Annotated in this window: 24 protein-coding genes; 18 read left to right on the top strand and 6 right to left on the bottom strand. The window is 59.4% G+C overall.

The window, feature by feature from the left end; genetic code table 11:
• The first annotated feature begins 102 nt into the window (after nt 1–102).
• Genes HYX42_RS14295 through HYX42_RS14285 form a run of 3 tightly spaced genes read left to right on the top strand, consistent with a single transcriptional unit; the run spans nt 103 to nt 956 of the window.
• Nucleotides 103–318: a hypothetical protein gene (locus tag HYX42_RS14295; RefSeq protein WP_293404122.1), complete on the top strand. Its 216-nt coding sequence runs from the start codon at nt 103–105 to the stop codon at nt 316–318.
• Nucleotides 319–324: 6 nt separating this feature from the next.
• Complete coding sequence (locus tag HYX42_RS14290) at nt 325–534, top strand: hypothetical protein (RefSeq protein WP_293404120.1); 210 nt, start codon at nt 325–327, stop codon at nt 532–534.
• A 20-nt stretch (nt 535–554) separates the two neighbouring features.
• Nucleotides 555–956: a DUF2177 family protein gene (locus HYX42_RS14285; protein ID WP_293404118.1), complete on the top strand. Its 402-nt coding sequence runs from the start codon at nt 555–557 to the stop codon at nt 954–956.
• 64 nt (nt 957–1,020) lie between these two features.
• On the opposite strand, the gene metK is transcribed toward HYX42_RS14285, so the two are convergent.
• Entirely contained in the window at nt 1,021–2,208 is a 1,188-nt protein-coding gene (gene metK / locus HYX42_RS14280) for a methionine adenosyltransferase (protein WP_293404116.1), read from the bottom strand.
• A gap of 209 nt (nt 2,209–2,417) precedes the next feature.
• On the opposite strand from metK, the gene HYX42_RS14275 reads away from it, so the two are divergent.
• Complete coding sequence (locus HYX42_RS14275; protein WP_293404114.1) at nt 2,418–3,290, top strand: lysophospholipid acyltransferase family protein; 873 nt, start codon at nt 2,418–2,420, stop codon at nt 3,288–3,290.
• Nucleotides 3,287–4,198 carry a lipid A biosynthesis acyltransferase gene (locus HYX42_RS14270; RefSeq protein WP_293404112.1) on the top strand — a complete coding sequence of 304 codons (912 nt, stop codon included), beginning with the start codon at nt 3,287–3,289 and terminating at the stop codon, nt 4,196–4,198. Before HYX42_RS14275 ends, HYX42_RS14270 begins: the two co-directional genes overlap by 4 nt.
• A gap of 226 nt (nt 4,199–4,424) precedes the next feature.
• Here HYX42_RS14270 and HYX42_RS14265 read toward each other — a convergent pair whose 3' ends face one another.
• Nucleotides 4,425–5,324, bottom strand: coding sequence for an alpha/beta fold hydrolase (locus HYX42_RS14265; protein ID WP_293404110.1), 900 nt, complete (start codon nt 5,322–5,324; stop codon nt 4,425–4,427).
• A gap of 6 nt (nt 5,325–5,330) precedes the next feature.
• The gene (yihA, locus tag HYX42_RS14260) at nt 5,331–6,071 is read right to left on the bottom strand and encodes a ribosome biogenesis GTP-binding protein YihA/YsxC (protein WP_293404108.1); all 741 of its coding nucleotides are present in this window, start codon (nt 6,069–6,071) and stop codon (nt 5,331–5,333) included.
• Between the two features lie 205 nt (nt 6,072–6,276).
• Between yihA and HYX42_RS14255 the strand changes: the two genes are divergently transcribed.
• The 5 genes from HYX42_RS14255 to HYX42_RS14235 all read left to right on the top strand — a co-directional run bounded on the left by HYX42_RS14255 (nt 6,277) and on the right by HYX42_RS14235 (nt 12,425).
• The gene (locus tag HYX42_RS14255) at nt 6,277–6,939 is read left to right on the top strand and encodes a c-type cytochrome (RefSeq protein WP_293404106.1); all 663 of its coding nucleotides are present in this window, start codon (nt 6,277–6,279) and stop codon (nt 6,937–6,939) included.
• A gap of 145 nt (nt 6,940–7,084) precedes the next feature.
• Nucleotides 7,085–9,298 (top strand): cytochrome c biogenesis protein ResB, encoded by a 2,214-nt coding sequence (locus HYX42_RS14250; RefSeq protein WP_293404104.1) that lies wholly within the window; start codon nt 7,085–7,087, stop codon nt 9,296–9,298.
• Nucleotides 9,299–9,309: 11 nt separating this feature from the next.
• Nucleotides 9,310–10,689, top strand: coding sequence for a c-type cytochrome biogenesis protein CcsB (gene ccsB / locus HYX42_RS14245; protein ID WP_293404548.1), 1,380 nt, complete (start codon nt 9,310–9,312; stop codon nt 10,687–10,689).
• Nucleotides 10,690–10,756: 67 nt separating this feature from the next.
• Nucleotides 10,757–11,755, top strand: a complete 999-nt coding sequence (gene msrP, locus HYX42_RS14240; RefSeq protein WP_293404102.1) for a protein-methionine-sulfoxide reductase catalytic subunit MsrP — start codon at nt 10,757–10,759, stop codon at nt 11,753–11,755.
• A 1-nt stretch (nt 11,756) separates the two neighbouring features.
• Nucleotides 11,757–12,425, top strand: a complete 669-nt coding sequence (locus tag HYX42_RS14235) for a sulfite oxidase heme-binding subunit YedZ (protein WP_293404100.1) — start codon at nt 11,757–11,759, stop codon at nt 12,423–12,425.
• 12 nt (nt 12,426–12,437) lie between these two features.
• Here HYX42_RS14235 and lysA read toward each other — a convergent pair whose 3' ends face one another.
• Both lysA and HYX42_RS14225 read right to left on the bottom strand, forming a co-directional pair.
• Nucleotides 12,438–13,736, bottom strand: a complete 1,299-nt coding sequence (gene lysA, locus HYX42_RS14230) for a diaminopimelate decarboxylase (RefSeq protein WP_293404098.1) — start codon at nt 13,734–13,736, stop codon at nt 12,438–12,440.
• Complete coding sequence (locus tag HYX42_RS14225; RefSeq protein WP_293404096.1) at nt 13,733–13,945, bottom strand: lipoprotein; 213 nt, start codon at nt 13,943–13,945, stop codon at nt 13,733–13,735. The genes lysA and HYX42_RS14225 overlap by 4 nt, the downstream gene beginning before the upstream one ends.
• Nucleotides 13,946–13,957: 12 nt before the next feature.
• Between HYX42_RS14225 and cyaY the strand changes: the two genes are divergently transcribed.
• The gene (gene cyaY, locus HYX42_RS14220) at nt 13,958–14,287 is read left to right on the top strand and encodes an iron donor protein CyaY (protein ID WP_293404094.1); all 330 of its coding nucleotides are present in this window, start codon (nt 13,958–13,960) and stop codon (nt 14,285–14,287) included.
• Nucleotides 14,288–14,305: 18 nt separating this feature from the next.
• Here cyaY and HYX42_RS14215 read toward each other — a convergent pair whose 3' ends face one another.
• Nucleotides 14,306–16,738, bottom strand: a complete 2,433-nt coding sequence (locus HYX42_RS14215) for a penicillin-binding protein 1A (protein WP_293404092.1) — start codon at nt 16,736–16,738, stop codon at nt 14,306–14,308.
• A 270-nt stretch (nt 16,739–17,008) separates the two neighbouring features.
• Here HYX42_RS14215 and HYX42_RS14210 point away from each other — a divergent pair, with 270 nt between their 5' ends.
• From HYX42_RS14210 to aroB, 7 genes are all read left to right on the top strand, one after another.
• The gene (locus HYX42_RS14210; protein WP_293404090.1) at nt 17,009–18,088 is read left to right on the top strand and encodes a pilus assembly protein PilM; all 1,080 of its coding nucleotides are present in this window, start codon (nt 17,009–17,011) and stop codon (nt 18,086–18,088) included.
• The gene (locus HYX42_RS14205) at nt 18,085–18,723 is read left to right on the top strand and encodes a PilN domain-containing protein (RefSeq protein WP_293404088.1); all 639 of its coding nucleotides are present in this window, start codon (nt 18,085–18,087) and stop codon (nt 18,721–18,723) included. The genes HYX42_RS14210 and HYX42_RS14205 overlap by 4 nt, the downstream gene beginning before the upstream one ends.
• Before the next feature lie 12 nt (nt 18,724–18,735).
• The gene (locus tag HYX42_RS14200) at nt 18,736–19,404 is read left to right on the top strand and encodes a type 4a pilus biogenesis protein PilO (protein ID WP_293404086.1); all 669 of its coding nucleotides are present in this window, start codon (nt 18,736–18,738) and stop codon (nt 19,402–19,404) included.
• Nucleotides 19,401–19,955, top strand: coding sequence for a pilus assembly protein PilP (locus HYX42_RS14195; RefSeq protein ID WP_293404084.1), 555 nt, complete (start codon nt 19,401–19,403; stop codon nt 19,953–19,955). Before HYX42_RS14200 ends, HYX42_RS14195 begins: the two co-directional genes overlap by 4 nt.
• 104 nt (nt 19,956–20,059) lie before the next feature.
• Nucleotides 20,060–22,117, top strand: coding sequence for a type IV pilus secretin PilQ (locus tag HYX42_RS14190; RefSeq protein WP_293404547.1), 2,058 nt, complete (start codon nt 20,060–20,062; stop codon nt 22,115–22,117).
• Between the two features lie 149 nt (nt 22,118–22,266).
• The gene (locus HYX42_RS14185; protein ID WP_293404082.1) at nt 22,267–22,806 is read left to right on the top strand and encodes a shikimate kinase; all 540 of its coding nucleotides are present in this window, start codon (nt 22,267–22,269) and stop codon (nt 22,804–22,806) included.
• A 68-nt stretch (nt 22,807–22,874) separates the two neighbouring features.
• On the top strand, nt 22,875–23,990 hold the full coding sequence (gene aroB, locus HYX42_RS14180) for a 3-dehydroquinate synthase (protein WP_293404080.1): 1,116 nt from the start codon (nt 22,875–22,877) through the stop codon (nt 23,988–23,990).
• The last annotated feature ends 1 nt before the right edge of the window (nt 23,991 follow it).

Raw genomic sequence — 23,991 nt, 5'->3', positions numbered from 1 at the left:
TGTGGCAGCTGAATAGAGTGAATACAGAAGCTGCCGGAGGGCGGCTGCAATCCAGTAAATCAAGCAACAAAGCCCAGCCGGGCACTGATTGGGGCAGCAACGATGGTCTTATTCGATTTGAACAATGTGCGGGGCGCTTCAGCCGGCACACAAGCGCACGAATTCCACTCCAGCGCTTTCCAGGGCGACGTACTGGCAAGCGTCAAGACAGTGAAACGCCTGTCTGCCCACCCCTGGCCGTTCACCGCCAAACACGGTTCAGGCCATCCGGCCGAATCGGCCAGCCGCGACCAGCTGGCCAGCAGCTTTGTGACCTGAGGGCTTATGGCCAAACCACCCTCCAAATCAACCTCATCGGGGACGCTTCCCGCCCCTGAAGAAGAAAAAACAAGCGCCAGGGGCGCGAGCGCCGCCTTTGGGCAGCAAGGCACCAACAAGACGGTGCCCGTTCCCCAGCCCGACGCTGAGCCCTCTGACGAATTGCAGGGCACAAAGAACAAGTACATTCCAGAGACGCCGTACACCCGCGGCTAATCCATATACCGGAGCGGCCCATGTTGAAGTACGCAGGCGTTTACCTCGCCGTTTTTCTGACCATGTTCATTATCGACATGGTCTGGCTGCGCGTGATTGCCGTCTCCTGGTACCAGCAGGGCATGGCCGAGCACCTGGCTGAATCACCCAACCTGGTGGCTGCTGCGGCTTTTTATCTGCTGTTCCCCATCGGACTGATGATTTTTGCGGTCCTGCCCGTTGAAACTGCCAGCCTCATGCGCGTAGCCGTGCTTGGTGCGCTGTTCGGTTTTTTTGCCTATGCGGCTTATGACCTGACCTGTATGGCGGTGCTGAAAAACTGGCCAGTCGGCCTGAGCATTCTGGATATGGCCTGGGGCACGCTGGTGAGCGGTGTGGCCAGCATTGCGGGCAAGTTAGCGCTGGATTATTTCAATCGCTAGCAGCATCTGGCGGGCACAAAAAAGCCACCTCGCGGTGGCTTTTTTTTTTTGGAAGTAACTGAACTTACTTCAGGCCTGCAGCTGCGCGGAGCGCTGCTGCCTTATCTGTTTTTTCCCATGTGAATTCCGGCTCGTCACGGCCGAAGTGGCCGTAGGCTGCGGTCTTTTCATAGATGGGGCGCAGCAGGTCCAGCATCTGGATGATGCCTTTTGGACGCAGGTCGAAGTGCTCCTGCACCAGTGCAGAGAGTTTTTCGTCCGACATCACGCCGGTGCCTTCGGTGTAGACGGTGATGTTCATGGGCTTGGCAACACCGATGGCGTAAGCCACCTGGATCTGGCACTGCTTGGCGAGGCCGGCAGCGACGATGTTTTTGGCCACGTAGCGGGCTGCGTAGGCTGCAGAACGGTCAACTTTCGAAGGGTCCTTGCCGCTGAATGCGCCGCCGCCGTGCGGGCAGGCGCCGCCGTAGGTGTCGACAATGATCTTGCGGCCGGTCAGGCCGCAATCGCCTTGTGGGCCGCCGATGACAAAACGGCCTGTCGGGTTGATCAGGTAGCGCGTGTCCTTGGTGATCATGCCCTTTGGCAGCACAGGCTTGATGATTTCTTCAATGATGGCTTCGTTGAACGAGGCCTTCATCTTGTGCGGGGTTTCCGACTGGTCCGGGCTGTGCTGGGTCGACAGAACCACGGTGTCGATGCTGTGGGGCTTGCCGTCAACATAACGCATGGTGACCTGGCTTTTTGCATCAGGGCGCAGGAAAGGCAGGCGGCCGTCCTTGCGCAGCTGGGCCTGGCGCTCGACGAGGCGGTGTGCGTAGTAAATCGGGGCTGGCATCAGCTCCGGCGTTTCGTCGCAGGCGTAACCGAACATCAGGCCCTGGTCGCCGGCGCCGGTGTTCAGGTGGTCGTCAGACGCGTGGTCCACGCCCTGGGCGATGTCGTTGGACTGCTTGTCGTAGCAGACCATGACCGCGCAGCCCTTGTAGTCGATGCCGTATTCGGTGTTGTCGTAGCCGATGCGCTTGATGGTGTCGCGCGCGACCTGGATGTAGTCGACATGCGCGTTGGTGGTGATCTCGCCTGCCAGGATGACCAGGCCGGTGTTGGTCAGGGTTTCAGCGGCGACGCGCGACAGCGGGTCCTGCTTGAAGATCGCGTCGAGGATTGCGTCGGAAATCTGGTCGGCTACCTTGTCGGGATGGCCTTCAGAGACGGATTCGGAAGTAAAGAGAAAATCGTTCGCCATTGCGTACACTCCATTGGGTTTATCGGCGCGTTGCCGTCTGGTGTGTCCCGGCGAACGCTTTAGCAGTTTGGTTTAATGTCGCTCTGCAAGTTGTTCAATAACTCAGCGACAGCCGCAATTATATGATGTGCGGCAGCCCGCCGGTTTCCCCGTCCGATTTCCCGGTTTTCGACCCTTTCCCCAACCTCCCCGAAAAATATTCCCGCTAGATGCTCTGGTTGTTCCGGTTTTTCTCCCGCTGGCCGCTGGCCGCGCTGCACGCCCTGGGCGGTGCGCTGGGCTGGCTCGTCTGGGCTGCGAGCCCGCGCTACCGCAAGCAGTTCCGCGCCAACGTCGCGCAGGCCGGGCTGACATTTGAAGAGGCGCGCCCCGCGATTGCCGAGGCCGGGCGTTTTGTGGCCGAGCTGCCCAAACTCTGGATGCGTCCGCAGATCGAATCCTGCCTCGGGAATGTGCGCATGGAAGGCCAGGCCCATGCCGAAGCGGCATTCGCCAGGGGCAAGGGCGTGATTTTTTTCGGCCCGCATTGCGGCAGCTTTGAGCTGGGCCCGCAGGCGCTGGCAGAGGTCTACGGGCCGATCACCGCCATCTACCGCCCGGCCCGCAAACCCTGGCTGGCCGAGATCGAACTGGCTACGCGCCAGCGGCCGCAACTGACGGTGGTGCCGGCGTCCCTCAGCGGCATACGCCTGATGCATAAAACCCTCAAGGCCAACCAGGCCGTGGCCCTGCTGACAGACCAGGTGCCGCCCGAAGGACTGGGCGTGTGGGCGCCGTTTTTCGGCAAACCGGCTTACACCATGACCCTGGCCGCCCGCCTGGCACTGCAAAGCGGCGCGGTGCTGCTGCCGGTGAGCTGTGAACGACTGCCGCATGGCGGCGGGTATGTGGTCCAGATCCGGCCGCCCGTTGCGGGCGTGATTGACGGGCCGGGTGAGGCCAAAACCGACCTTGTATCGGCTGTGACCCGCATCAACGAGGCCATTGAAACCATCGTACGCAGCCAGCCGGGCCAGTACCTTTGGGGCTATGGCCGCTACAAGACGCCGCGCAGGGAAGCTGCAACGGGAGACGCCGCATGAGGACAGCGCGGCAGTGGCTCAACTACTTTTTCACGCGTGGCGGCATTGTTTTCATGCAGGTGCTGGCAGCCTTGCCTCTTGCGCTGGTGCGCGCCATGGGCAAAGGGCTGGGCTGGTTTTTGTACCTGGCCGTGTCGTCGCGCCGGCATGTGGTGAAAAGCAATTTGCGGCTCTGCTTTCCTGAATTGACCGAAAAAGAGCGCAAGGTGCTGACGCGGCAGATCTTTGTGTATTTTGCGCAGGCCTGGCTGGACCGCAGCTGGATCTGGCATGCCCCGGCGCATGTAGTGGCGAGGCGGCTCAGGCTGACCGGCGCTGTGCATGAGCTTGAGGGCACGCAGCCCACGGTCATTTTTGCGCCCCATTTCTTCGGGCTGGATGCAGGCTGGACGGCCATCACGCAGCAATTGGCGCGCAGCTTCACCACCATTTACACAGACCAGGCCAACCGAGTGCTGGACCGCTGGATATTCCGCGGCCGCCGGCGTTTTGCCGGCCGCCCCGGCGGCGGTGCGCGGCTGTTTGGGCGCATCGAAGGCGTGCAGCCCATCATTGCTGCGCTTCGTGATGGCCAGCCGCTTTACCTGCTGCCCGACATGAACTTCGGCCCGGAAGAATCGATTTTTGTGCCGTTTTACGGCGTACCTGCCGCCACGGTGCCCTCGCTGTCGCGCTTTGCCAGGCTGGGCCGGGCCAAGGTGGTGCCTATCGTCAACCGCCTGACGGCCCAGGGTTATGAGGTGGAAGTCATGCCGGCCTGGGAGAACTTCCCGACCGGCGATGTGGTGGCTGACACCGCGCTGATGAACAAGCGGCTTGAGGGTTACATCGCGACCCAGCCCGCGCAGTACTACTGGGTACACAAGCGCTTCAAGACGCGGCCTGAAGGCGATCCGTCGGTTTATTAGCGCTTTTCGAAATAAAGATTCATATATGAAGCTTTATCCATTTAATGCTTTATTGGTGATGCATTAATTTCAGGGCGTAGCTTTTTGGTGGTCAGAAAGCTCGTCAAGACCTTAAAAATGCCTTTTTGAGGCCATTTCTAAGGGTGTTTTATGCCTCCAGCCCTTTAAATACGCACGTGAAATGCTATTATTTTCATAGCAAATTTGTCTCGCGTGCACAGCCACCTCAGGTCAGAAACTGCTGCAAATGGCGGGCCACCAGTTCCGGCTGCTCGTGCACTATCCAGTGGGTGGCGTTTTCAACACGTTTGAGCTGCATCTGCGGCACATAGTCCTGCAGGTCATCCAGCAGCGAGGGCAGCAGGGCGCTGTCCTGCGTCGCCCAGATCACCAGTGTGGGCAGGTTCACCTGCAGCATCTCGCGCGGGATCGTTACCGCCGACGCTGCCGGGTCACCGGGCCGGGCTGGCCGCAGAGGTGAGGCGCGGTAGTAGTTCAGCGGGCCGGTCAGGCCGCGCTGCCAGATGGCACGGTACTGCGCGCGCCGCTCGTCGGTCAGCCAGGGGTTGTGGCCATCGGCCGCGCCCATGCTGGTGAAAAACGTCCAGAGCCGGCGGTAATCGTCGGCTGCCAGCAGCTCTTCGGCGTCGGGGCGGATCAAAAAGTTCATGTACGCGCTGGCCGCCTGCTGTGCGGGCGAGTGCTGCAACTCGCGCAGAAAGGTGCCGGGGTGCGGCGAGTTGATGATGGCCAGCTTTTTCATCAAAGCGGGATGGCTGGTCGCCAGGTTCCAGGCGACTGCACCACCCCAGTCGTGGGCAATCAGACACTCCAGCTTTCCACCTTCGGCCGCGATGAGGGCTGCAATGTCCTGAACCAGATGTTTGGGCCGGTAGGCTTTGGCATCAAGGGGTGCGCTGGACAGCTCGAAACCCCGCAGATTGGGCGCAATGCAGCGGAAGCCGCCGTTCTCCGGCTTTGAAAAATGGGCCAGCATGCCGTCCCAGACAAAAGCCGCTTCGGGGAATCCGTGCAAAAACATCAGCACCGGCCGGCCCGGCTCGCCCGCCGTGCGGCATGACAGCGTGATGCCGTGGGGCAGTTCGCGCAGGCCTGAGGCGATCACGGATGATTACTCCTCGCTGGAGTCCTGTTGCTCGCTATTTTTTTCAGGCTGCTCAGCCTTTTCAGCCGGATGTGCCCAGTCCCAGAGGTGCTGCGCAACTTCTTCAACGCCGCGCTTTTTCAGCGCGGAAAACATCTTCACATCACCGCCACCCGCCTGCAGTTTTGTGATCTGCATGGCCTTGGCGGCTTCGGTCTTGTTGAGCTTGTCGGATTTGGTCAGCAAAACCAGAAATTTCAGGCCTTCCTCGACACGCGGGCGAATCACGTCAAGCAAAATCTCATCAAGCTCTGTCATGCCCAGGCGCGGGTCGCACAGCAGCACCACGGCCTTGAGGTTGTCACGCGTCTGCAGGTAGTTGCCCATCACCTGCTGCCAGCGGTACTTGGCCTCCTTGGGCACGGCAGCATAACCGTAGCCGGGCAGGTCGGCCAGCACGGCATCGGTCACGCCCTGCTTGCCCAGCGTGAAGAGGTTGATGCTCTGCGTGCGGCCCGGTGTTTTCGATGCATAGGCCAGCCGGTGCTGCTGGGTCAGGGTGTTGATGCAGGTTGACTTGCCGGCGTTGGAACGGCCGACAAAGGCGATTTCCGGCACGTCAAGGCGGGGCAGATGCTTGAGTTCTGGTGCTGTGGTCAGGAACTTTGCCGTGTGCAGCCAGCCCATCGCGATTTTCGGGTTGGGCCCGGTGGCGATGATTTTTGGCTTGGCGCCGGTGCTCGAAGGGCTGGAGGTGGGTGTGGTCATGTACTGGCGGGCCTGTCGGTGGGTGCCAGGCGCTGCGGAGCGGTGGCGGTGAAGCGGTTTGCCGCTGTCAAATCCCGAATGGGGCTCAATATGACTGAGTCGGACCGGGTGGGGATATGCAGAACATTCTGGCAAGGCCCTGAAGCCATTGTAAAATCAGAAAGTTATAAGTTTTGTGCGCCAACCCATTAAAACATCCCCCGATATGAAGCTGTTTGCTACTTCCCTTTTGGCCGCCTTCCTGGTTGTGCCTGCTTTGCCCGCGTTTGCTGCCGGAGAAGCTGCTCATGCCGCAGCACCTGCCGCCGCCGCAGCACCCAAGGTCACCAAGCCTGATCTGGTCAAGGGCGAGGCCAGCTTCACGGCAGTTTGCGCCAGCTGTCACGGCGCCGATGGCAATTCGGGCACCCCGGTCAACCCCAAGCTGTCACAGCAGCACCCTGAATACCTCGTCAAGCAGCTGCAGGAGTTCAAGTCCGGCAAGCGCAAGAACGCCATCATGCAGGGCTTCGCATCTGCGCTGTCCGACGACGACATGAAAAACATCGCCTACTGGGCTGCGTCCAAAAAGGCCAAGCCCGGCTTCGCCAAGGACAAGGACCTCGTTGCCCTGGGTGAGCGCATTTACCGCGGCGGCGTGGCTGACCGCCAGATCGCCGCCTGCGCAGGCTGCCACAGCCCGAACGGTGCCGGCATCCCCGCCCAGTACCCGCGCCTGGGTGGCCAGCATGCCGAATATGTTGCCACGCAGCTGACCGCTTTCCGTGACGGTGTGCGCCTGAACAGCCTGCAGATGAACCAGGTCGCAGCCAAACTCAATGACCGCGAAATCCGCGCGCTGGCCGACTACATCGCAGGTTTGCGCTGATCGTTTGCTGAAATTGCGGTTCCTGAAGCCGATTTGTTGAACCCATAGCCGCAATAACACTCACACCAAAGGCGGGTCTTTCGATGAAAGCCCGCCTTTTTGCTTTTTCCGGTTCTCCGCTGCACCCAAACCAAATTTCCCCCGCATGACAGTTTCCACCCAAGGCATGAAGGTCAACTGGGGCTCCCGCACCGTCCGGGCGTCGGTGGAGTTGTTGTCGTCGATGCGTTTTTCGATCTCGCTGCTGACGGTCATCTGCATCGCGTCCATCATCGGCACCGTGCTCAAGCAGGCCGAGCCGCTGGGCAACTATGTCAACCAGTTCGGCCCGTTCTGGGCGCAGGTCTTCAGCCTGGCCAGCCTGAACACTGTCTACAGCGCCTGGTGGTTTTTGCTGATATTGGCTTTTCTGGTGGTGTCGACCTCGCTGTGCATCGCACGCAATGCACCCAAAATACTCGTCGACCTCAATCAGCTCAAGGAAAACCTGCGCGAGCAAAGCCTGAAGGCGTTCGGGCACCGCGCTGAAAACACACTGGCCGAATCGCCTGAAGTGGCCGCGCGCCGCATAGGCCAGACGCTGGTGCAGAGCGGCTGGAAGGTCAAGCTCCAGCAACGTCCTTCGGCTGGCGGTGATGGCTGGATGGTGGCCGCCAAGAAAGGCGCAGCCAACAAGCTGGGCTACATCGCTGCGCACAGTGCCATCGTGCTGGTGTGCATAGGCGGCCTGCTGGATGGCGACATGATCGTGCGCCTGCAGATGTTGCTCAATGACAAATCGACCTACACCGGTGGCGGGCTGATTGCCGATGTGCCGCTCAAGCACCGCCTGAGCGACAGCAACCCGACCTTCCGCGCCAACCTGCTGGTGTCTGAAGGTTCGCGGTCTGGCACCGCCATTCTCAACCAGCCGGGTGGCGTGCTGCTGCAGGAATTGCCGTTTTCGATCGAGCTGAAAAAATTCATCGTCGAGTACTACTCGACCGGCATGCCCAAGCTCTTTGCCAGCGACATCATCATTCACGACAAGGAAACCGGCGAGAAGATTCCCGCACGTGTCGAGGTGAACCACCCGGCCCGCCACAAGGGTGTGGAGATTTACCAGTCCAGCTTTGACGATGGCGGCTCCAGCGTCACGCTCAAGGCGGTGCCCATGGGGACTGCCGCTGGCGCCACCAGCAAGCCGTTTGAAATCCAGGGCACCATTGGCAGCACGAGTGCGCTGACAAACGGCGCCGACAAGATGACGCTGGAGTACACAGCCCTGCGTGTCATCAATGTCGAGAACTTCGCATCAGGCAAAAACGTGGGCGAGGGCAGTGGCGTTGATGTGCGCAAGGTTGATTTGCGCCAGGCCATTGATTCGCGCCTGGGCGCTGCCAACAAGACGGTCACCCAGAAAGAGCTGCGCAATGTCGGCCCCAGCGTGAGTTACAAGCTGCGCGATGCCGCCGGTCAGGCGCGCGAGTACAACAACTACATGCTGCCGGTGAAGATGGCCGACGGCGACAACAGCCCGGCTGTGTACCTGCTGGGCGTGCGTGAAAACCCCGCCGATACCTTTCAATACCTGCGCATCCCGGTTGATGGCGAAGGCAGCATGGACACCTTTTTGCGCATGCGCAAGGCATTGGCAGACCCGGCGCAACGCGAACTGGCTGTCAATCGCTATGCCACGCTGGCCATAGGCGCCGACAGGCCCGAACTGATACAGCAGCTGGCAGGCTCGGCTTCGCGCGCACTGGCGCTGTTTGCCGGTGAGTGGCCCGAGGGTACGCCCGAGGTGTCGAGGAAGATGGCGGGGCTGCAGGCGATTTCCGCCTTTATGGAAGCCAACGTCCCTGAAGCCGAGCGCAATCGCGCCGGTGAAGTGCTCGTTCGCATTTTGAACGGCGTGCTGTTCGAATTGACGCAAATGACGCGCCAGCAGGCTGGTTTGAAACCGCTGCCGCAGGACGAGAAAACCCAGGGTTTCATGGCGCAGATGGTGCTGAGCCTGTCTGACGCACACCATTACCCCGCGCCCATGGCGTTTGAGCTCAAGGAATTCACCCAGGTTCAGGCCAGCGTATTCCAGGTCGCGAGGGCACCCGGCAAGACCATTGTTTACCTCGGTTGTGCCTTCCTGATCATCGGTGTATTTGCCATGCTCTACGTGCGTGAGCGCCGTGTATGGGTATGGCTTGCACCGCGCGGCGGCAAGGCCGAGAATCAGCATGATGATGCCGCCTCGGTCACAGTGGACGGCCCGGCCGTCTCCAGCCACGCGACCATGGCCCTGTCCACCAACCGCAAGACCATGGATGGCGACAGGGAATTCGAGATGTTGAAAACGAAACTGCTGCAGGCGCCCCAATGAACACCACAAGCATGGACAACAAGAACGTCACGACGACACTGTCGGCGGGGCGTGGGGCCGCAGCACAGACGCTGAGCCTCAATGAGGGTTATTTCGCCAGGCGCAATCTGCTGGACTGGATTTTTGCCGCGCTGGTGGTGGCGGGCGGGCTGTTTGCCTTTTCGCGTTACAGCGCTTTTATGGATGTCTATGAAAAAGGCATCCTGATCGCCGCCGTGCCGGCTGCCATCGCCATGGGCTGGTTCTGGCGTCCGCTGCGCGTGCTGATGGCGCTTGTGAGTGCTTTTGCCTTGCTGGGTATCGCCTCCTACCAAGTCAATGGCGCAGGGAATCTGGCGCGTGCCGACCAGGTGTTCTGGCTCAAATACTTTTTATCCAGCCAGTCGGCCATCCTCTGGATGAGCGTGCTGTTTTTCATGAGCACGATCTTTTACTGGCTGGGCATGTTCGCAAAATCCCAGAGCGACACGCTTGAGTTGCTGGGTTCGAAAATCGCCTGGGTCGCCGTGGGCATGGCGCTTATCGGCACCATGGTGCGCTGGTATGAAAGCTACCTGATTGGCGCTGACGTTGGCCATATTCCGGTCAGCAACCTGTATGAAGTGTTTGTGCTGTTCTGCTGGATGACGGCGGCCTTCTACCTCTATTTCGAAGCGCAGTACAACACGCGCGCACTCGGTGCCTTTGTCATGCTGGTCGTCAGTGCCGCAGTGGGTTTTCTGCTCTGGTACACGGTGATTCGTGAAGCGCATGAAATCCAGCCGCTGGTGCCGGCCCTCAAGAGCTGGTGGATGAAGCTGCATGTGCCGGCCAACTTTATTGGCTATGGCATGTTTGCGCTGTCGGCCATGGTGGCGCTGTCTTACCTCATCAAGCAGCAGGCTGATGAGAAACGCTGGTACAAACTCACACCGCTGTGGGTGCTCGGCGTGGTGTTGTGTTTTGTGCCGATTGTGTTTCGCAGCAAGTCGCCAATCGAAGCCGGCGGCAGCAACTACTGGCTGGGTTACCTGCTGGTCTCGGGCGTGATCGCCGCAGGCATTTTGCTGGGCCGCAAGCGCATTGCGGCGCGCCTGCCAAGTTTCGAGGTACTTGATGATGTCATGTACAAGGCTATTGCCGTCGGCTTTGCCTTTTTCACCATTGCGACCGTGCTGGGTGCGCTGTGGGCCGCAGAGGCCTGGGGTGGTTACTGGAGCTGGGACCCGAAAGAAACCTGGGCGCTGATTGTCTGGCTGAACTATGCGGCCTGGCTGCACATGCGCCTCATGAAGGGCCTGCGTGGCACTGTTGCAGCCTGGTGGGCTCTGGTGGGGCTGGCAGTGACGTCATTTGCCTTTTTGGGCGTCAACATGTTCCTTTCCGGGTTGCACAGTTACGGAACCTTGTAGCCGCTGGTTGAATCCTTGTAAGGATAGCGTGCGTATAAAGACTAACCAGTAAATCAAGGACAACACGATGCTCATCAGGACCAACACCAGCGGTTTTAACCACCCGGTTGCCAGCGAGATAACGCCGCAAGGCGTCTATCAGGGCCGCCGTGACATGATCCGCCTGATGGCCACAGGCGCTGCCGGTGTGGCCGCTGCGGGCTGGGCCGGCCGCCAGGCCATGGCGCAGACCGTGACAAAGCCGGGCAAGCTGGCGGCGCTGCCGGGTGTGAAGTCTGCGGTGTCTGGCGCAGTGACCATGGAGAAAGTGACCGACTACAAGGACGTCACGACCTATAACAACTTCTACGAGTTCGGCACCGACAAGGCCGACCCCGCCAGGAACGCCGGTACGCTGGTGACCAGGCCCTGGTCGGTCGCCATTGAGGGCCTGGTCAAGCAGCCCAGAAGCTACACACTCGAAGACCTCATCAAGCTGAGCCCGCAGGAAGAGCGCATCTACCGCCTGCGCTGCGTTGAGGGCTGGTCCATGGTGATTCCATGGGTGGGTTATTCGCTGTCGGAACTGATCAAAAAAGTCGAACCGCTGGGCAGCGCCAAATACGTCGAGTTCATCACCCAGGCCGATCCCAAGACCATGCCTTTTGTCGGTTCGCGTGTGCTGGAGTGGCCGTATGTGGAAGCACTGCGAATGGATGAAGCCATGCACCCGCTTGCACTGCTGACCTTCGGCATGTATGGCGAGGTCCTGCCCAACCAGAGCGGCGCGCCGGTGCGCATGGTGCTGCCATGGAAATACGGTTTCAAGAGCGGCAAGAGCATTGTGAAAATCCGCTTCACCGACAAGGAACCGCGCACCGCCTGGAACAAGGCTGCTGCGCAGGAGTACGGGTTTTATTCCAACGTGAACCCGAACGTCGATCACCCGCGCTGGAGCCAGGCCACCGAGCGCCGCATCGGCGAAGACGGCCTGTTCGCCAAGAAACGCAAGACGCTGATGTTTAACGGGTACGAAGCGCAGGTAGGCCAGCTTTACGCTGGCATGGACCTCAAGAAGTTTTTCTGAGATGGTGTCGCGGCAGAAGCTTTTGCTGCATCCAGCAGCAAAAGTCATTCTTTTCATCGTGTGCCTGTTGCCGTTTGCGTGGCTGGCATGGAACGTCATCCAGGCCCAGATGGGCAATGCCAATGTCCTGGGCGCCAACCCGGCCGAATACCTGATTCGCGCAACTGGCGACTGGACGCTGCGTTTCATCTGTATCGTGCTGGCGGTTACGCCGCTGCGTGTCATCAGCAACACGCCTGCGCTTACACGCTTTCGGCGCATGCTGGGGCTGTTTGCCTATTTTTATGTGGTGGTGCACTTGCTGAGTTACAGCGGGTTCGACATGAGCTTTGATGTGGCGGATATCGCCAAAGACATCGCCAAGCGGCCCTTTATTCTTGTGGGTTTTTCAGCCTTTGTGTTGCTGACGCCACTTGCAGCGACCTCGTTCAATGCCGCCATCAGGGCCATGGGCGCCAAACGCTGGCAGGCACTGCACAAACTGGTTTATCTGATTGTCGGGCTGGGCCTGCTGCACTTTTTCTGGATGCGCTCAGGCAAAAACAATTTTGCCGAGGTATTTGTTTACGCCGCCATCATCGCTGTGCTTCTGGGGTGGCGAGTCGTGCAGTACATCAGGAAAAAGAAGCCAAAACCTGCCCGTCCAGTAGCGCCGGTCACCGCCAGATAAGCCGGCTGGTGCCTAGCCGACCAGGCGCTCGTGGCGCATCTGGTCCTGCGAATTCTCACGCTGCCTGATCACGTGTGCCTGGCTGCCGTCCACCAGCAGTTCGGCCGCACGACCGCGGGTGTTGTAGTTGCTGGCCATGCTCATGCAATAAGCGCCGGCTGACAGAACGGCCAGTTTGTCACCAGCCGCCACAGCCAGTTCACGGTCATGGCCTATCCAGTCCCCGCTTTCACAAACCGGGCCGACGACGTCATAGGTGGCCTTGGCTGCCCTGGTATTCGGCTCAAGCGGAACGATGGCGTGGAAGGCCTGGTACATCGCAGGACGTGGCAGGTCATTCATGGCTGCATCGATGATGCAGAAGTTCTTCTGCTCGCCGGGCTTGATGTAAAGCACTTCTGTCACGCAAACGCCGGCGTTCCCCACCAGTGAGCGCCCCGGCTCGATCATGAGCTTTTTGCTGCCATAGCCGCGTGCGTCCACCTTTGCCAGCAGCTGTAGCCACAGCGCATCTGCTTCGGGCGGGGTGTCGCCGTTGTAGTTGATGCCGAGGCCGCCGCCGAAATCGATATGGTCAAGTGTGATACCTGCATTTTCAATGGCCGAGACGAGGTCCAGCACGCGGTCCATCGCATCAAGATAGGGGGTGGGGTCGGTGATCTGCGAGCCGATATGGCAGTCGATGCCGACCACCTTCAGGCCCTTGAGCGACGCCGCATGCTGGTAGATGCGCAAAGCCTCTTCATGCGCCACGCCGAACTTGTTGCCCTTGAGCCCGGTAGAAATGTAGGGATGTGTTTTCGGGTCGACATTGGGATTGACGCGAATGCTGACCGGCGCACGCAGGCCCATGCCTGCGGCGACCCCGGACAGTACATCCAGTTCGGCCTCGCTTTCGACGTTGAAGCAGCCTATTCCGGCAGACAGGGCCTGCTGCATCTCTGCGCGCGTTTTGCCGACGCCTGAAAAAATGACTTTCCCTGCATCGCCGCCTGCGGCCAGCACGCGGTCAAGCTCACCGCCCGAAACGATGTCAAAGCCGCAACCTGCCCTGGCAAACACCTGCAGAACGCCCAGAGAAGAGTTGGCCTTCATGGCATAACAGATCTGCGCATCACGCCCTGCAAAACCCCGTTGATAGGCTGACAGGGCCGACAGCATGGCGGCCCTGGAGTACACAAAAAGTGGCGTGCCGTGTGCCCGCGCCACTGCGTCGAGCGCGACATCTTCCACATACAGTGATCCATCGCGGTAGGCCACAAATGGGTGGCCAGGCAGTTGCTGGCCTGCACCTTCCGGCGGCCTGCTCATCGTGCTGCCGATGCTGGCACCTGTGGTGCTGCGAGGGGCGTCTGGGGTGCAGGCACGTTCAGCACGGGTGGTGCGGGTATGGTGGGGAAATACAGTGGGCCCTTTTGGCCGCAGCCTGCCAACGCACACAATGCAAGAACTGCCAGCACAAGTCCATGGCGGGAGGGGGTGTTCCGTGTGGAGCCTAGAATTTGGGGTGAAGAAACCATGATGGGATTGTAATGACCGAGCTTGAATACCTGGAACATGCAGAGGCTGCCTTGAGGGCCGTGGAGCTCGCATGCGACCGGATCAACGACGATACCGACGCGGACATCGACAACCAGCGCACCGGCGGCATGATCACGCTGACATTTTCAAACCGCAGCCAGATCATCATCAACCTGCAAAAACCGCTGCAGGAAATCTGGATGGCCGCCAAGGCTGGCGGTTTTCACTACAAGTTCAATGGCCAGCAGTGGTCAGACACAAAAGATGCCAGCGAGTTTTTCGCCGGACTCTCGCGTTATGCGAGCGAACAGGCCGGGCAAGCGCTGACCTTTACGCCTTGAACCCCGGGGCCCATTGCGTCAGTTTTTGAACAGGTCGAGAATCCGCTTTTTCTCGTCTGCGGGGGGCAGGACTGAAATCGGTGTACCTGGGGTGCCCGGAGAAGCGCCCGGGGCCGCTGCCTGCTGCGCCGCGGCTCCGGGGTCCTGCAGCCCGACACTGCTCACGCCTGCGCCCTTGGTGTATTCGTCGTAGTACCACTCGCCACCCACATTCACCACGCCCTCGGGCACCGGCATTTCGGAGACGGGCACGTTCTTCAGTGCGTAGGCCATGAAATCAATCCATACCGGCAGGCTCAGGCCGCCGCCGGTTTCACGATCACCGAGGTTCTTGGGTGTGTCGTAACCCATCCACACAGCCGCAGCCAGGGTGGGCTGGTAGCCCACGAACCATGTGTCTATGGAGTCATTGGTCGTGCCGGTCTTGCCATAAAGATCAGGCCGCTTGAGGGTGGCCTGTGCACGCGCTGCCGTACCGGAACGTGCAACTTCCTGCAGCAGGCTGGACATGATGAAGGCATTGCGTGCGTCCACGCCGCGCGATGCTTCGTCCGGCTTGGGCGGTTTGACGTCAACCAGCACCTTGCCCTTCTGGTCGGTGATGCGGGTGATGAGGTAGGGGTTGATGCGGTACCCACCGTTGGCGAATACCGAATAGGCCGTGGCCATTTGCATGGGCGTGACAGAGCCTGCGCCCAGGGCCATGGTCAGGTAGGCAGGGTGCTTCTCCGCCTCAAATCCGAAATGGGTAATCCAGTCCTGGGCATAGGGCGCGCCTATGGCTTGCAGTATGCGGATGGAAATCATGTTCTTGGACTTCTTGAGGGCGGTCCGCAGGTTCATCGGGCCTTCAAACTTGCCGTCGTAGTTCTTGGGCTCCCAGGGCTGCCCGCCAGTTACGCCGGCGTCAAAAAACAGGGGGGCGTCATTGACGACGGTGCCCGGCGTGAAGCCCTTTTCCAGCGCTGCGGAGTAGATGAAGGGCTTGAAGCTGGAGCCGGGCTGGCGCCAGGCCTGGGTGACGTGGTTGAACTTGTTTTTCTCGAAATCGAAACCGCCCACCAGCGCACGTATGGCGCCGTCCCGCGGGTCCAGCGCTACAAAAGCACCTTCGACCTCGGGGATCTGCGTGATTTCCCAGGTCCCCTTGGGTGTCTTCACAACGCGGATGACGGCGCCCCGGCGTATCTTGATGTTGGGCGCGGCCTTGTCAGCCAGTCCTGACTGTGCCGGTTTGAGGCCATCGCCCGTGATTTCGACACTTTCGCTGTTCTGGCGTATCGCCAGGATGCGCTTGGGATTGGCTTCCAGAACGACAGCAGACATCACGTCCCCGTTGTCAGGGTTCTCTGTGAGGGCATCGTCAATGGCCTCGTCGGCCTGTGCAGGATCGGCAGGAATATCGATGAACTGCTCGGGACCGCGATAGATCTGGCGGCGCTCATAGTCCATGATGCCCTTGCGGAGCGCCTTGTAGGCCATGGTCTGGTCAGCAGCATTGAGTGTTGTATAGACGTTCAGGCCGCGCGTGTAGGTCTGCTCACCATACTGGTTAAACACCAGTTGGCGCACGGTCTCGGCAATGTATTCAGCGTGTACCCTGCCTGCATCCGGCCCGGACTTGACGGCCAGTTCTTCTGCTTTCGCTGCGGCGGCCTGGGCGGCGGTGATGAAGCCGTTGTCCTCCATGCGCTCGATGATGTAGAGCTGCCTGGACTTTGCGCGCTTGGGATTGTTGATGGGGTTATAGGCCGATGGCGCCTTGGGCAGGCCGGCGAGCATGGCCGCTTCCGCGATGCTGATGTTTTTGAGGGGTTTTCCGAAATAGGCTTCCGAGGCTGCCGCAAACCCGTAGGCGCGGTTGCCGAGGAAAATCTGGTTCATGTAGATTTCGAGAATCTGGTCCTTTGTCAGCAGGTGTTCCAGTTTGAAGGTCAGCAGGATTTCATAGAGCTTGCGGGTAAAGGTCTTCTCGGACGAGAGGTAGACGTTGCGGGCGACCTGCATGGTGATGGTCGATGCGCCCTGACTTTTGGCCCGGCCTACGTTGGCAAGCCCGGCGCGTATGACGCCCAGGTAATCCACGCCGCCGTGGGAAAAGAAGCGGGCGTCTTCAATCGCCAGGACGGCATCTTTCATGACCTGGGGGATGTCCTTGATGGGCGTCAGGCTGCGGCGTTCTTCGCCGAACTCCCCGATGACGACGCCGTCGGCCGAATAAACCCGCATCGGCAGCTTGGGGCGATAGTCGGACAGGTCGGAGATGTCAGGCAGGTTGGGGTAGGCGACGGCCAGGGCGACGGCCACCACCATCGCCGCGCTGAACACTACGGCCAGCGCAATACCCCCAGCCCAGAGCGACAACTTCGCCAACAGGCGCAACCATGGGCGTTGGCCGGACGGGGCGGGTTTGGAGGCCGGGGAGGTATCGGAAGGGGTATTGGGCGGCATGTAAACAATCGTTGGGACGCACACGCATTATAAAAATGGGCAGCATATTGAAAGTGTGCCAGACAAGTAGCCACTTACACTGTTGCCTTTCGGGCAAAGCACTTGCCACAGCCCCTGATTGCTCAGGCTTCCCCGAAAGCGTCGGCTTTTGGCAACGGTAATAATGCTCAAAACGGGAAAAATCCTTACTGTACAAAGAGCTTGCTGATAGTATTCAAGTGATTTCTTAAGTACGTAAGGCTACTCATTAGCCGTCTTTTGGGGACCGTTTTGATCTCTTTGGGGTCTTTATTCAGCCGTCAGGATCCGCCTTTGCTTGGTCTTGACATCAGTTCTTCCAGCGTAAAGTTGGTCGAGTTGAGCCGTGACAAGGCGGGCAACCTGGTTCTGGACCGCTGCGCCATCGAGCCGCTCGAGCGCGGCTGGATCACCGACGGCAACGTGGAGAAGTTTGAAGAAGTTGCCGAAGCGGTTCGCCGGCTGGTCAAAAAGAGCGGTACCAAGACCAAACAGGTCGCCATGGCGCTGCCGGCTTCCGCGGTGATCACGAAGAAAATTATTTTGCCGGGCGGCCTGAACGAGTCCGAACTCGAAATACAGGTCGAGTCCGAAGCCAACCAGTACATTCCCTTCTCGCTGGATGAAGTGAGCCTTGATTTCTGCGTGGTTGGCCCGAGCGCCACATCCGCAGGTGATGTGGAGGTGCTCATAGCAGCCTCACGCAAGGAAAAGGTCCAGGATCGTCAGGGTCTTGCCGAAGCAGCCGGCCTGAAGCCGGTGGTGGTGGACGTGGAGTCCTATGCGTCCAGGCTGGCGACGGCGCGGCTGATTGAAAACCTGCCCAACAAGGGCGTGGATACGATGGTGGCGCTGTTCGAGGTCGGTGCGCTCACGACCAGCATGCAGGTCATCAAGAACGATGAAGTGCTGTACGAGCGGGACCAGGCTTTTGGTGGCGCCCAGCTCACGCAGCTCATCGTCAGGCAGTATGGTTTTTCACCCGAAGAGGCCGAGAGCAAAAAACGCAGCGGCGACCTGCCCGAAGATTATGAGTCGGGGGTGCTCAAGCCTTTTGTTGAGAGCATGGCCCAGGAAATCGGGCGTGCGCTGCAGTTCTTTTTTACCAGTACACCCCATAACAAGGTCGATTACGTCATGCTGGCCGGCGGTTCGTCCGCGCTTCCGGGCTTGACCGAAGCGGTCACCCAGCAGACCTCTTTTGCCTGCATGTGCGCAGATCCGTTTGAGGGCATGACTATTGGCAGCAATGTCCGTGAGAAGAAGATGCGTCGCGAAGCCGCCTCCTATTTGACATCTTGCGGCCTCGCCCTGCGGAGGTTCCTGCGGTGATTCTTGTCAATTTGCTCCCCCACCGCGAAGCTGCACGCAAGCGCAAGCGGGAACTCTTTTTCACTGCAATGGGCATTGCTGCCCTCATAGGCGGCCTGATTTGCGGTGCTATCTATTCCTGGTACCAGACCCAGATTTCAGGGCAAAGGGACAGGAATACCCTTCTCAAGAGGGAAATCACAAAGCTCGAAGGCCAGATCAAGGATATTGCCGGCTTGCAGGCGGAGATCGCAGCCCTGCGTGCCCGCCAGAACGCGGTAGAAGACTTGCAGGGCAATCGCAATCTGCCCGTTTACCTGCTGTCGGAACTGGTGCGGCAGTTGCCCGACGGCGTCTACATCACCAACATGCGGCAGGAGAACCAGACGGTTCTGATCACTGGCGTGGCGCAGTCCAATGAGCGTGTTTCCGAGCTATTGCGTAACCTGGCCAATAACAGCCAGTGGCTGACGCGTCCGGAATTGATCGAGATCACGGCTTCAAGCGTGGCTTTGAGTGCCCGCGATCAGCGCCGGGTTTCGAATTTCTCCATGCGCATAGGCCTGAGGCGTGCAAGCGACCAGCCCAAACCGGTCAGTTCCGCACCGGCAGGCGCTGTGCCTGCCGCCGTGCCGGCGTCAAAGCCAAAGATTTGAAGCGGGTAGCTCATGGCCAAAGTACCTAAAATAAATATTGATTTCGCAGCGGTCCAGGCCGCACTGAAGTCCCAGTTTGTCGGGCTTAATCCGAACGATCCGCCTTCATGGCCAGCCCTGCCGCGATACCTCCTGTGCGTGGGCGTTACTGCGTTTGTGGTTGTGGCATTGTGGTTTGTCTGGTTGAGCTCGTCTGACGAAGAGTTGACATCCGAGCGTACCAAGGAAGTCCAGCTGAGGGCTGATTTCACGAAAAAGCTGACGCAAGCTGCCAGCCTGGATGCCCTGAAGAAGCAGCGCGAACAGGTGCAGCAGTATGTGACGCAACTCGAAAAGCAGTTGCCGAGCAAGGCTGAAATGGATGCACTCCTGTCTGATATCAACCAGGCCGGCCTCGGCCGCAGTTTGCAGTTCGAGCTTTTCCGCCCTGGGCAGGTCAGCGTGAAAGAGTACTACGCCGAATTGCCCATTTCGGTCCGGGTGACGGGGCGATATCACGATATGGGCTTGTTCGCGGCGGATATCGCCAATCTTTCCCGGATCGTCACGTTGAACAACCTGACAATCACCCCCGCTGGAAAAGACGGAACCCTCTCGATGGATACGACCGCAAAAACATTCCGTTATCTTGATAACGACGAAGTGTCGGCGCAGCGTAAGGTGGCGGGGCCCAAGAAATGACTTTTAGCAAGAACATCTGCCTGTTGGTGCTTTCCGGTTCCCTGATCCTGGGGCTTGCCGGCTGCGGTGCTTCGGAAGAGGAGCAATTGCAGGGCTGGATGGCGGAGCAGCGTAGTTTGACCAAATCCAGGGTGGATCGCATACCTGAGCCCACCAAATTCTCCCCCCAGCCCTATGCAGACGAGGGTGCCATTGAGCCCTTCAGCAACCAGAAATTAACCCAGGCGCTCAGGCGAGAATCCACCCAGTCCGCTGCAAATGCTGCCTTGATTGCGCCGGAGCTTGCAAGGCGCAAGGAACCCCTGGAGGCCTATCCGCTTGATGCAGTTGTGATGGTGGGGAGCCTGCTCAAGCTTGGCCAGCCCGTAGCGCTTGTGCGCGTTGAAAACCTGCTCTATCAGGTCAAGGTGGGTGGCTATCTTGGGCAGAACTATGGGCGCATCACGAAAGTCACCGACACGGGGCTGACGCTGCGCGAGATCGTCCAGGATTCCGGTGGCGAGTGGATAGAACGCACGGCGACATTACAGCTTCAAGAGGTATCAAAATGAACAAGCAGACATTGACACGACAAGCCGTTGCCCCGGGGGGCGGCCTGCGCAGTTTGCTTGACGGCTTGCCCAGGCAGATGGCCTGGATGCTTTCCCTGCTGGTGATGTCAGCATCATTGACGGTACAGGCCCAGTCGCCTGCCACTGGCAATTCCATCCAGTCCGTTACCGGATCGGTGCAGGGCGGCGTGGAGGTCATACGGGTTGAACTTGCGGAACCCCTGACTGCAATTCCGACCGGATTCAGCATCCAGACGCCTGCACGCATTGCACTTGACTTTCCCGGTGTTGGCAACGCCATGGGTCGATCCACTGTGGACATCAATCTTGGAAACCTGCGTTCGGCCAACGTTGTTCAGGCCGGGGAGCGTTCGCGTGTGGTGCTGAACCTGAAGGCATCCACGGCTTACAAGGCAGAGATCCAGGGGAAGTCGCTTCTTATTTCCCTGGACCCGATCGTTGCGGCGGGACCTTCCAGTGCGGCGCCGCAGGCATTCGCGGAGAATCGTAATCGTGACGTCCTGCCACTCAAGGATCTTGACTTCAGGCGCGGCATTGACAGTTCCGGGCGGATTGTCGTAGACCTGCCCAATAACCAGGTTGGCGTGGACATACGGCCGCAAGGTCAGACACTTGTCGTGGAGTTTTTAAAGTCCGCATTGCCCGAGGGGCTGCGCCGTCGTCTTGATGTCGCGGACTTCGGTACCCCGGTGCAAAGCGTCACGACCTTCCAGGCAGGGGACAAGGTCCGGATGATCGTGGAGCCGAAAGGATTGTGGGAGCACAGTGCTTACCAGAGTGATAACCAGTTTGTGCTTGAAATCCGCCAGCAAAAGATTGATCCGGGCAAGCTGACCCAGGGTCCGGGCTTTAATGGTGAAAAACTGTCGCTCAATTTCCAGAATATTGAAATACGCTCCCTGCTTCAGGTGATTGCTGATTTCACCAATTTCAATGTGGTGACATCCGACACCGTTACAGGCAATGTCACCTTGCGCCTGAAGGATGTCCCGTGGGACCAGGCGCTGGACATCATCCTGCAGGCGCGAGGCCTGGGCATGCGCAAGTCAGGTAACGTCCTGTTGATCGCACCCAAGGATGAGCTGGCCGCCAAGGAAAAACTCGATCTTGAATCGAGAAACGCCATTCAGAGTCTGGAGCCCTTGCGCACACAGGATTTCAAGCTGAACTACGCCAAGGCTTCGGAAATTTCCGCGGGCCTGGTGGGAACAGGTGCGGGGGCTACCAGAATCCTGTCCACGCGTGGAAGCGTGATCTCGGAGTCGCGCACCAACCAGCTCTTTATCACCGATATACCGGCCAAACTTGAGCAGATTCAGGCGCTGATTGCCAAGCTCGATATTCCTGTGCGTCAGGTGCTGATTGAGGCCCGTATCGTAGAGGCGGCTGATACTTTTGGCCGTTCACTGGGTGTGCGCCTGGGCGGCCGGCCTTTCACCCTGAATAACAACAGCAATGTGATGTTTGGGAACAGCTATATTGCGCCCAGCGTCAACGCCACCAATCCGCCAGTAGCCGGGGGGAATTTTGGGACAAACGCTGGCGACTTTGTCAATATGCCGGCAGTCGGTCAAAACGGCTTCCCCGCTGCGACATTTGCCATCTCCCTGTTCAGTTCCAATCTGACCCGCCTGCTCAACCTTGAAATTTCAGCCGCCGAAGCAGATGGCAAGGGCAAGATTGTGTCCAGCCCGCGTATCGTCACGGCAGACCAGGTCAAGGCCGTGATCGAGCAGGGCACCGAGTTGCCCTATCAACAGGCGACATCGAGCGGCGCAACATCCATTGCCTTTCGCAAGGCCAACCTGAAACTTGAAGTGACCCCGCAAATCACGCCCGAGGGCAACATCATCCTGAATGTGGACGTCAACAAGGACAGTGTCGGCCGATCCACTTCGAATGGATTTGCCATCGATACCAAGCACATCCAGACCCAGGTGCTGGTTGAAAACGGCGGCACGGTTGTATTGGGCGGCATCTATGAGCAGAACGACCGCGAGGACGAAACCAAGGTTCCGTTTCTCGGAGATCTGCCGGGCATTGGCAACCTGTTCAAGCAGAAGACCCGTACGGCGAGCCGGAACGAGTTGCTGGTATTCATCACGCCCAAGATGCTCACGAGCGGAGCTACATTGCGCTGATGTTTCGCTGATGGCCTGCGGCGGGCAATGCCCGCTGCCGGATGCCCATTTGTCATGCGCGGGGCACGCCCCGGTCTCACCGGCAACTCGCGGTGCCGAAACGCCCCGGCCATTGTGAATGGCAAATTCACAGGCTCTAAAATCAGAACGTGAACAACCATCCCGCCAGAATCGCCTGCGTCGGTTTGCCTGGCTCGGGCAAGTCGACCATTGGGCGGCAGCTTGCCAGGCGCCTGGGCATCAGGTTTGTTGACTCCGACCAGGTCATAGAGCAGCGTATCGGCTGCTCCATCCGCGAATTCTTCGAACGTGAAGGTGAGGCGGCTTTTCGTGATCTCGAGGAAGAGCTGATTGACGAGTTGACGCAACAAGGGGCGTGCGTGCTCTCCACCGGGGGCGGCGCCATTTTGCGCGAGGCCAATCGCAGACGCCTCCGTGAGCGAACACTCTCGGTCTACCTGCACTCGGCACCTGAAGAGGTGTTCAGGCGTTTGCGCAATGACCAGAATCGGCCCCTGCTGCAGGTTTCAGATCCGCTGGCGCGCCTGAAGGAACTCTATGCCGTGCGCGATCCCCTGTACCGCGAAACATCGCGCTTTGTTATTGAAACAGGCCGACCTTCCGTCTCGACACTGGTCAATACCATTCTGATGCAGCTTGAGCTCGCTGGCGTTGTACAGTCGCATTGATTGCGGGCTGCTTCAGTGCGCCTGTCGGCGCTTACAGGACGCCCTGCAAGCCTCTACACTTGAAACCTATGTCCGCAAATATCCCGCCAGCAGGCGCCCAGGTTCAAATCAACCTCGCAGAGCGCAGTTACCCTATTGTTATTGGTCCGGAACTTCTGGGTGATTCCGCCACTTACAGACAGCTTCCTCCGGCGACAACGGCGCTGATTGTCAGCAATACCGCCGTCGCCCCCCTTTATGCCCGGCAGCTCCAGGCGGCGCTCGGCGGGCACTACAAAAAGGTGCTGCTGACTGTGCTTCCGGATGGCGAGGTCTATAAGGACTGGCAGACCCTGCAGCTGATTTTTGACGCGCTGCTGGAAAACGGCTGTGACCGGAAAACTGTCCTGTTTGCGCTGGGCGGTGGCGTGGTTGGTGACATGACCGGTTTTGCTGCGGCGAGTTACATGCGCGGTGTGCCTTTTGTGCAGGTACCCACGACCTTGCTGGCCCAGGTCGATTCCTCGGTAGGCGGGAAGACGGCCATCAACCATCCGCTTGGCAAGAACATGATTGGCGCGTTTTACCAGCCACAACTGGTCGTGTGTGACCTGGACGTGCTGAACACCTTGCCTGCCCGCGAATTGAGTGCAGGCCTGGCGGAAGTTATCAAGTACGGGCCCATCGCCGACCTTGATTTTCTTGACTGGATTGAAACCAATATGGATGCCCTGCTCGCGCGCGACCCCGTGGCGCTGGCGCATGCCGTCAGGCGCAGTTGTGAAATCAAGGCCTGGGTCGTCGGTCAGGATGAACGGGAGCAGGGCTTGCGCGCCATCCTTAATTTCGGCCATACCTTCGGGCATGCCATTGAGTCTGGCCTTGGTTATGGCGAGTGGTTGCACGGTGAAGGCGTTGGGTGTGGCATGGTGATGGCCGCGCACCTGTCCCGGCGTCTGGGGCTGGTGGATGACGCATTTGTTGAGCGCCTGGTTCACCTCGTCGCAAGGGCTGGTCTTCCGGTGAAGGGACCCGTATTGTCGAGCCAGGACAATGCAGGCCGTTACCTGGAACTGATGCGCGTGGATAAAAAGTCAGAGGCGGGCGAGATCAGGTTCGTACTGATTGAAGGACCCGGTCGGGCCGTTGTTCGTGCCGCGCCAGATGCCCTGGTTCGTGAAGTCATAGACACTTGCTGCCGCTAAT

Source organism: Polaromonas sp. (assembly GCF_016185115.1).
In the GTDB taxonomy this organism is placed as follows: Bacteria; Pseudomonadota; Gammaproteobacteria; order Burkholderiales; family Burkholderiaceae_C; genus Polaromonas.
Note: the sequence above shows the minus strand (reverse complement) of the source record. Positions and strands in the feature narration are given on the sequence as shown.

Bases quoted from the DNA above. Each gene is read 5' to 3' on its own strand.
- HYX42_RS14250 (WP_293404104.1), top strand. From the start codon at position 7,085: ATGACAGTTTCCACCCAAGGCATGAAGGTCAACTGGGGCTCCCGCACC.
- HYX42_RS14215 (WP_293404092.1), bottom strand. From the start codon at position 16,738: ATGCCGCCCAATACCCCTTCCGATACCTCCCCGGCCTCCAAACCCGCC.
- HYX42_RS14200 (WP_293404086.1), top strand. From the start codon at position 18,736: ATGGCCAAAGTACCTAAAATAAATATTGATTTCGCAGCGGTCCAGGCC.
- HYX42_RS14275 (WP_293404114.1), top strand. From the start codon at position 2,418: ATGCTCTGGTTGTTCCGGTTTTTCTCCCGCTGGCCGCTGGCCGCGCTG.
- HYX42_RS14235 (WP_293404100.1), top strand. From the start codon at position 11,757: ATGGTGTCGCGGCAGAAGCTTTTGCTGCATCCAGCAGCAAAAGTCATT.
- lysA (WP_293404098.1), bottom strand. From the start codon at position 13,736: ATGAGCAGGCCGCCGGAAGGTGCAGGCCAGCAACTGCCTGGCCACCCA.
- HYX42_RS14285 (WP_293404118.1), top strand. From the start codon at position 555: ATGTTGAAGTACGCAGGCGTTTACCTCGCCGTTTTTCTGACCATGTTC.
- HYX42_RS14195 (WP_293404084.1), top strand. From the start codon at position 19,401: ATGACTTTTAGCAAGAACATCTGCCTGTTGGTGCTTTCCGGTTCCCTG.
- HYX42_RS14295 (WP_293404122.1), top strand. From the start codon at position 103: ATGGTCTTATTCGATTTGAACAATGTGCGGGGCGCTTCAGCCGGCACA.
- HYX42_RS14190 (WP_293404547.1), top strand. From the start codon at position 20,060: ATGTCAGCATCATTGACGGTACAGGCCCAGTCGCCTGCCACTGGCAAT.
- cyaY (WP_293404094.1), top strand. From the start codon at position 13,958: ATGACCGAGCTTGAATACCTGGAACATGCAGAGGCTGCCTTGAGGGCC.
- aroB (WP_293404080.1), top strand. From the start codon at position 22,875: ATGTCCGCAAATATCCCGCCAGCAGGCGCCCAGGTTCAAATCAACCTC.
- HYX42_RS14225 (WP_293404096.1), bottom strand. From the start codon at position 13,945: ATGGTTTCTTCACCCCAAATTCTAGGCTCCACACGGAACACCCCCTCC.
- HYX42_RS14255 (WP_293404106.1), top strand. From the start codon at position 6,277: ATGAAGCTGTTTGCTACTTCCCTTTTGGCCGCCTTCCTGGTTGTGCCT.
- HYX42_RS14290 (WP_293404120.1), top strand. From the start codon at position 325: ATGGCCAAACCACCCTCCAAATCAACCTCATCGGGGACGCTTCCCGCC.
- ccsB (WP_293404548.1), top strand. From the start codon at position 9,310: ATGGACAACAAGAACGTCACGACGACACTGTCGGCGGGGCGTGGGGCC.
- HYX42_RS14270 (WP_293404112.1), top strand. From the start codon at position 3,287: ATGAGGACAGCGCGGCAGTGGCTCAACTACTTTTTCACGCGTGGCGGC.
- msrP (WP_293404102.1), top strand. From the start codon at position 10,757: ATGCTCATCAGGACCAACACCAGCGGTTTTAACCACCCGGTTGCCAGC.
- metK (WP_293404116.1), bottom strand. From the start codon at position 2,208: ATGGCGAACGATTTTCTCTTTACTTCCGAATCCGTCTCTGAAGGCCAT.
- yihA (WP_293404108.1), bottom strand. From the start codon at position 6,071: ATGACCACACCCACCTCCAGCCCTTCGAGCACCGGCGCCAAGCCAAAA.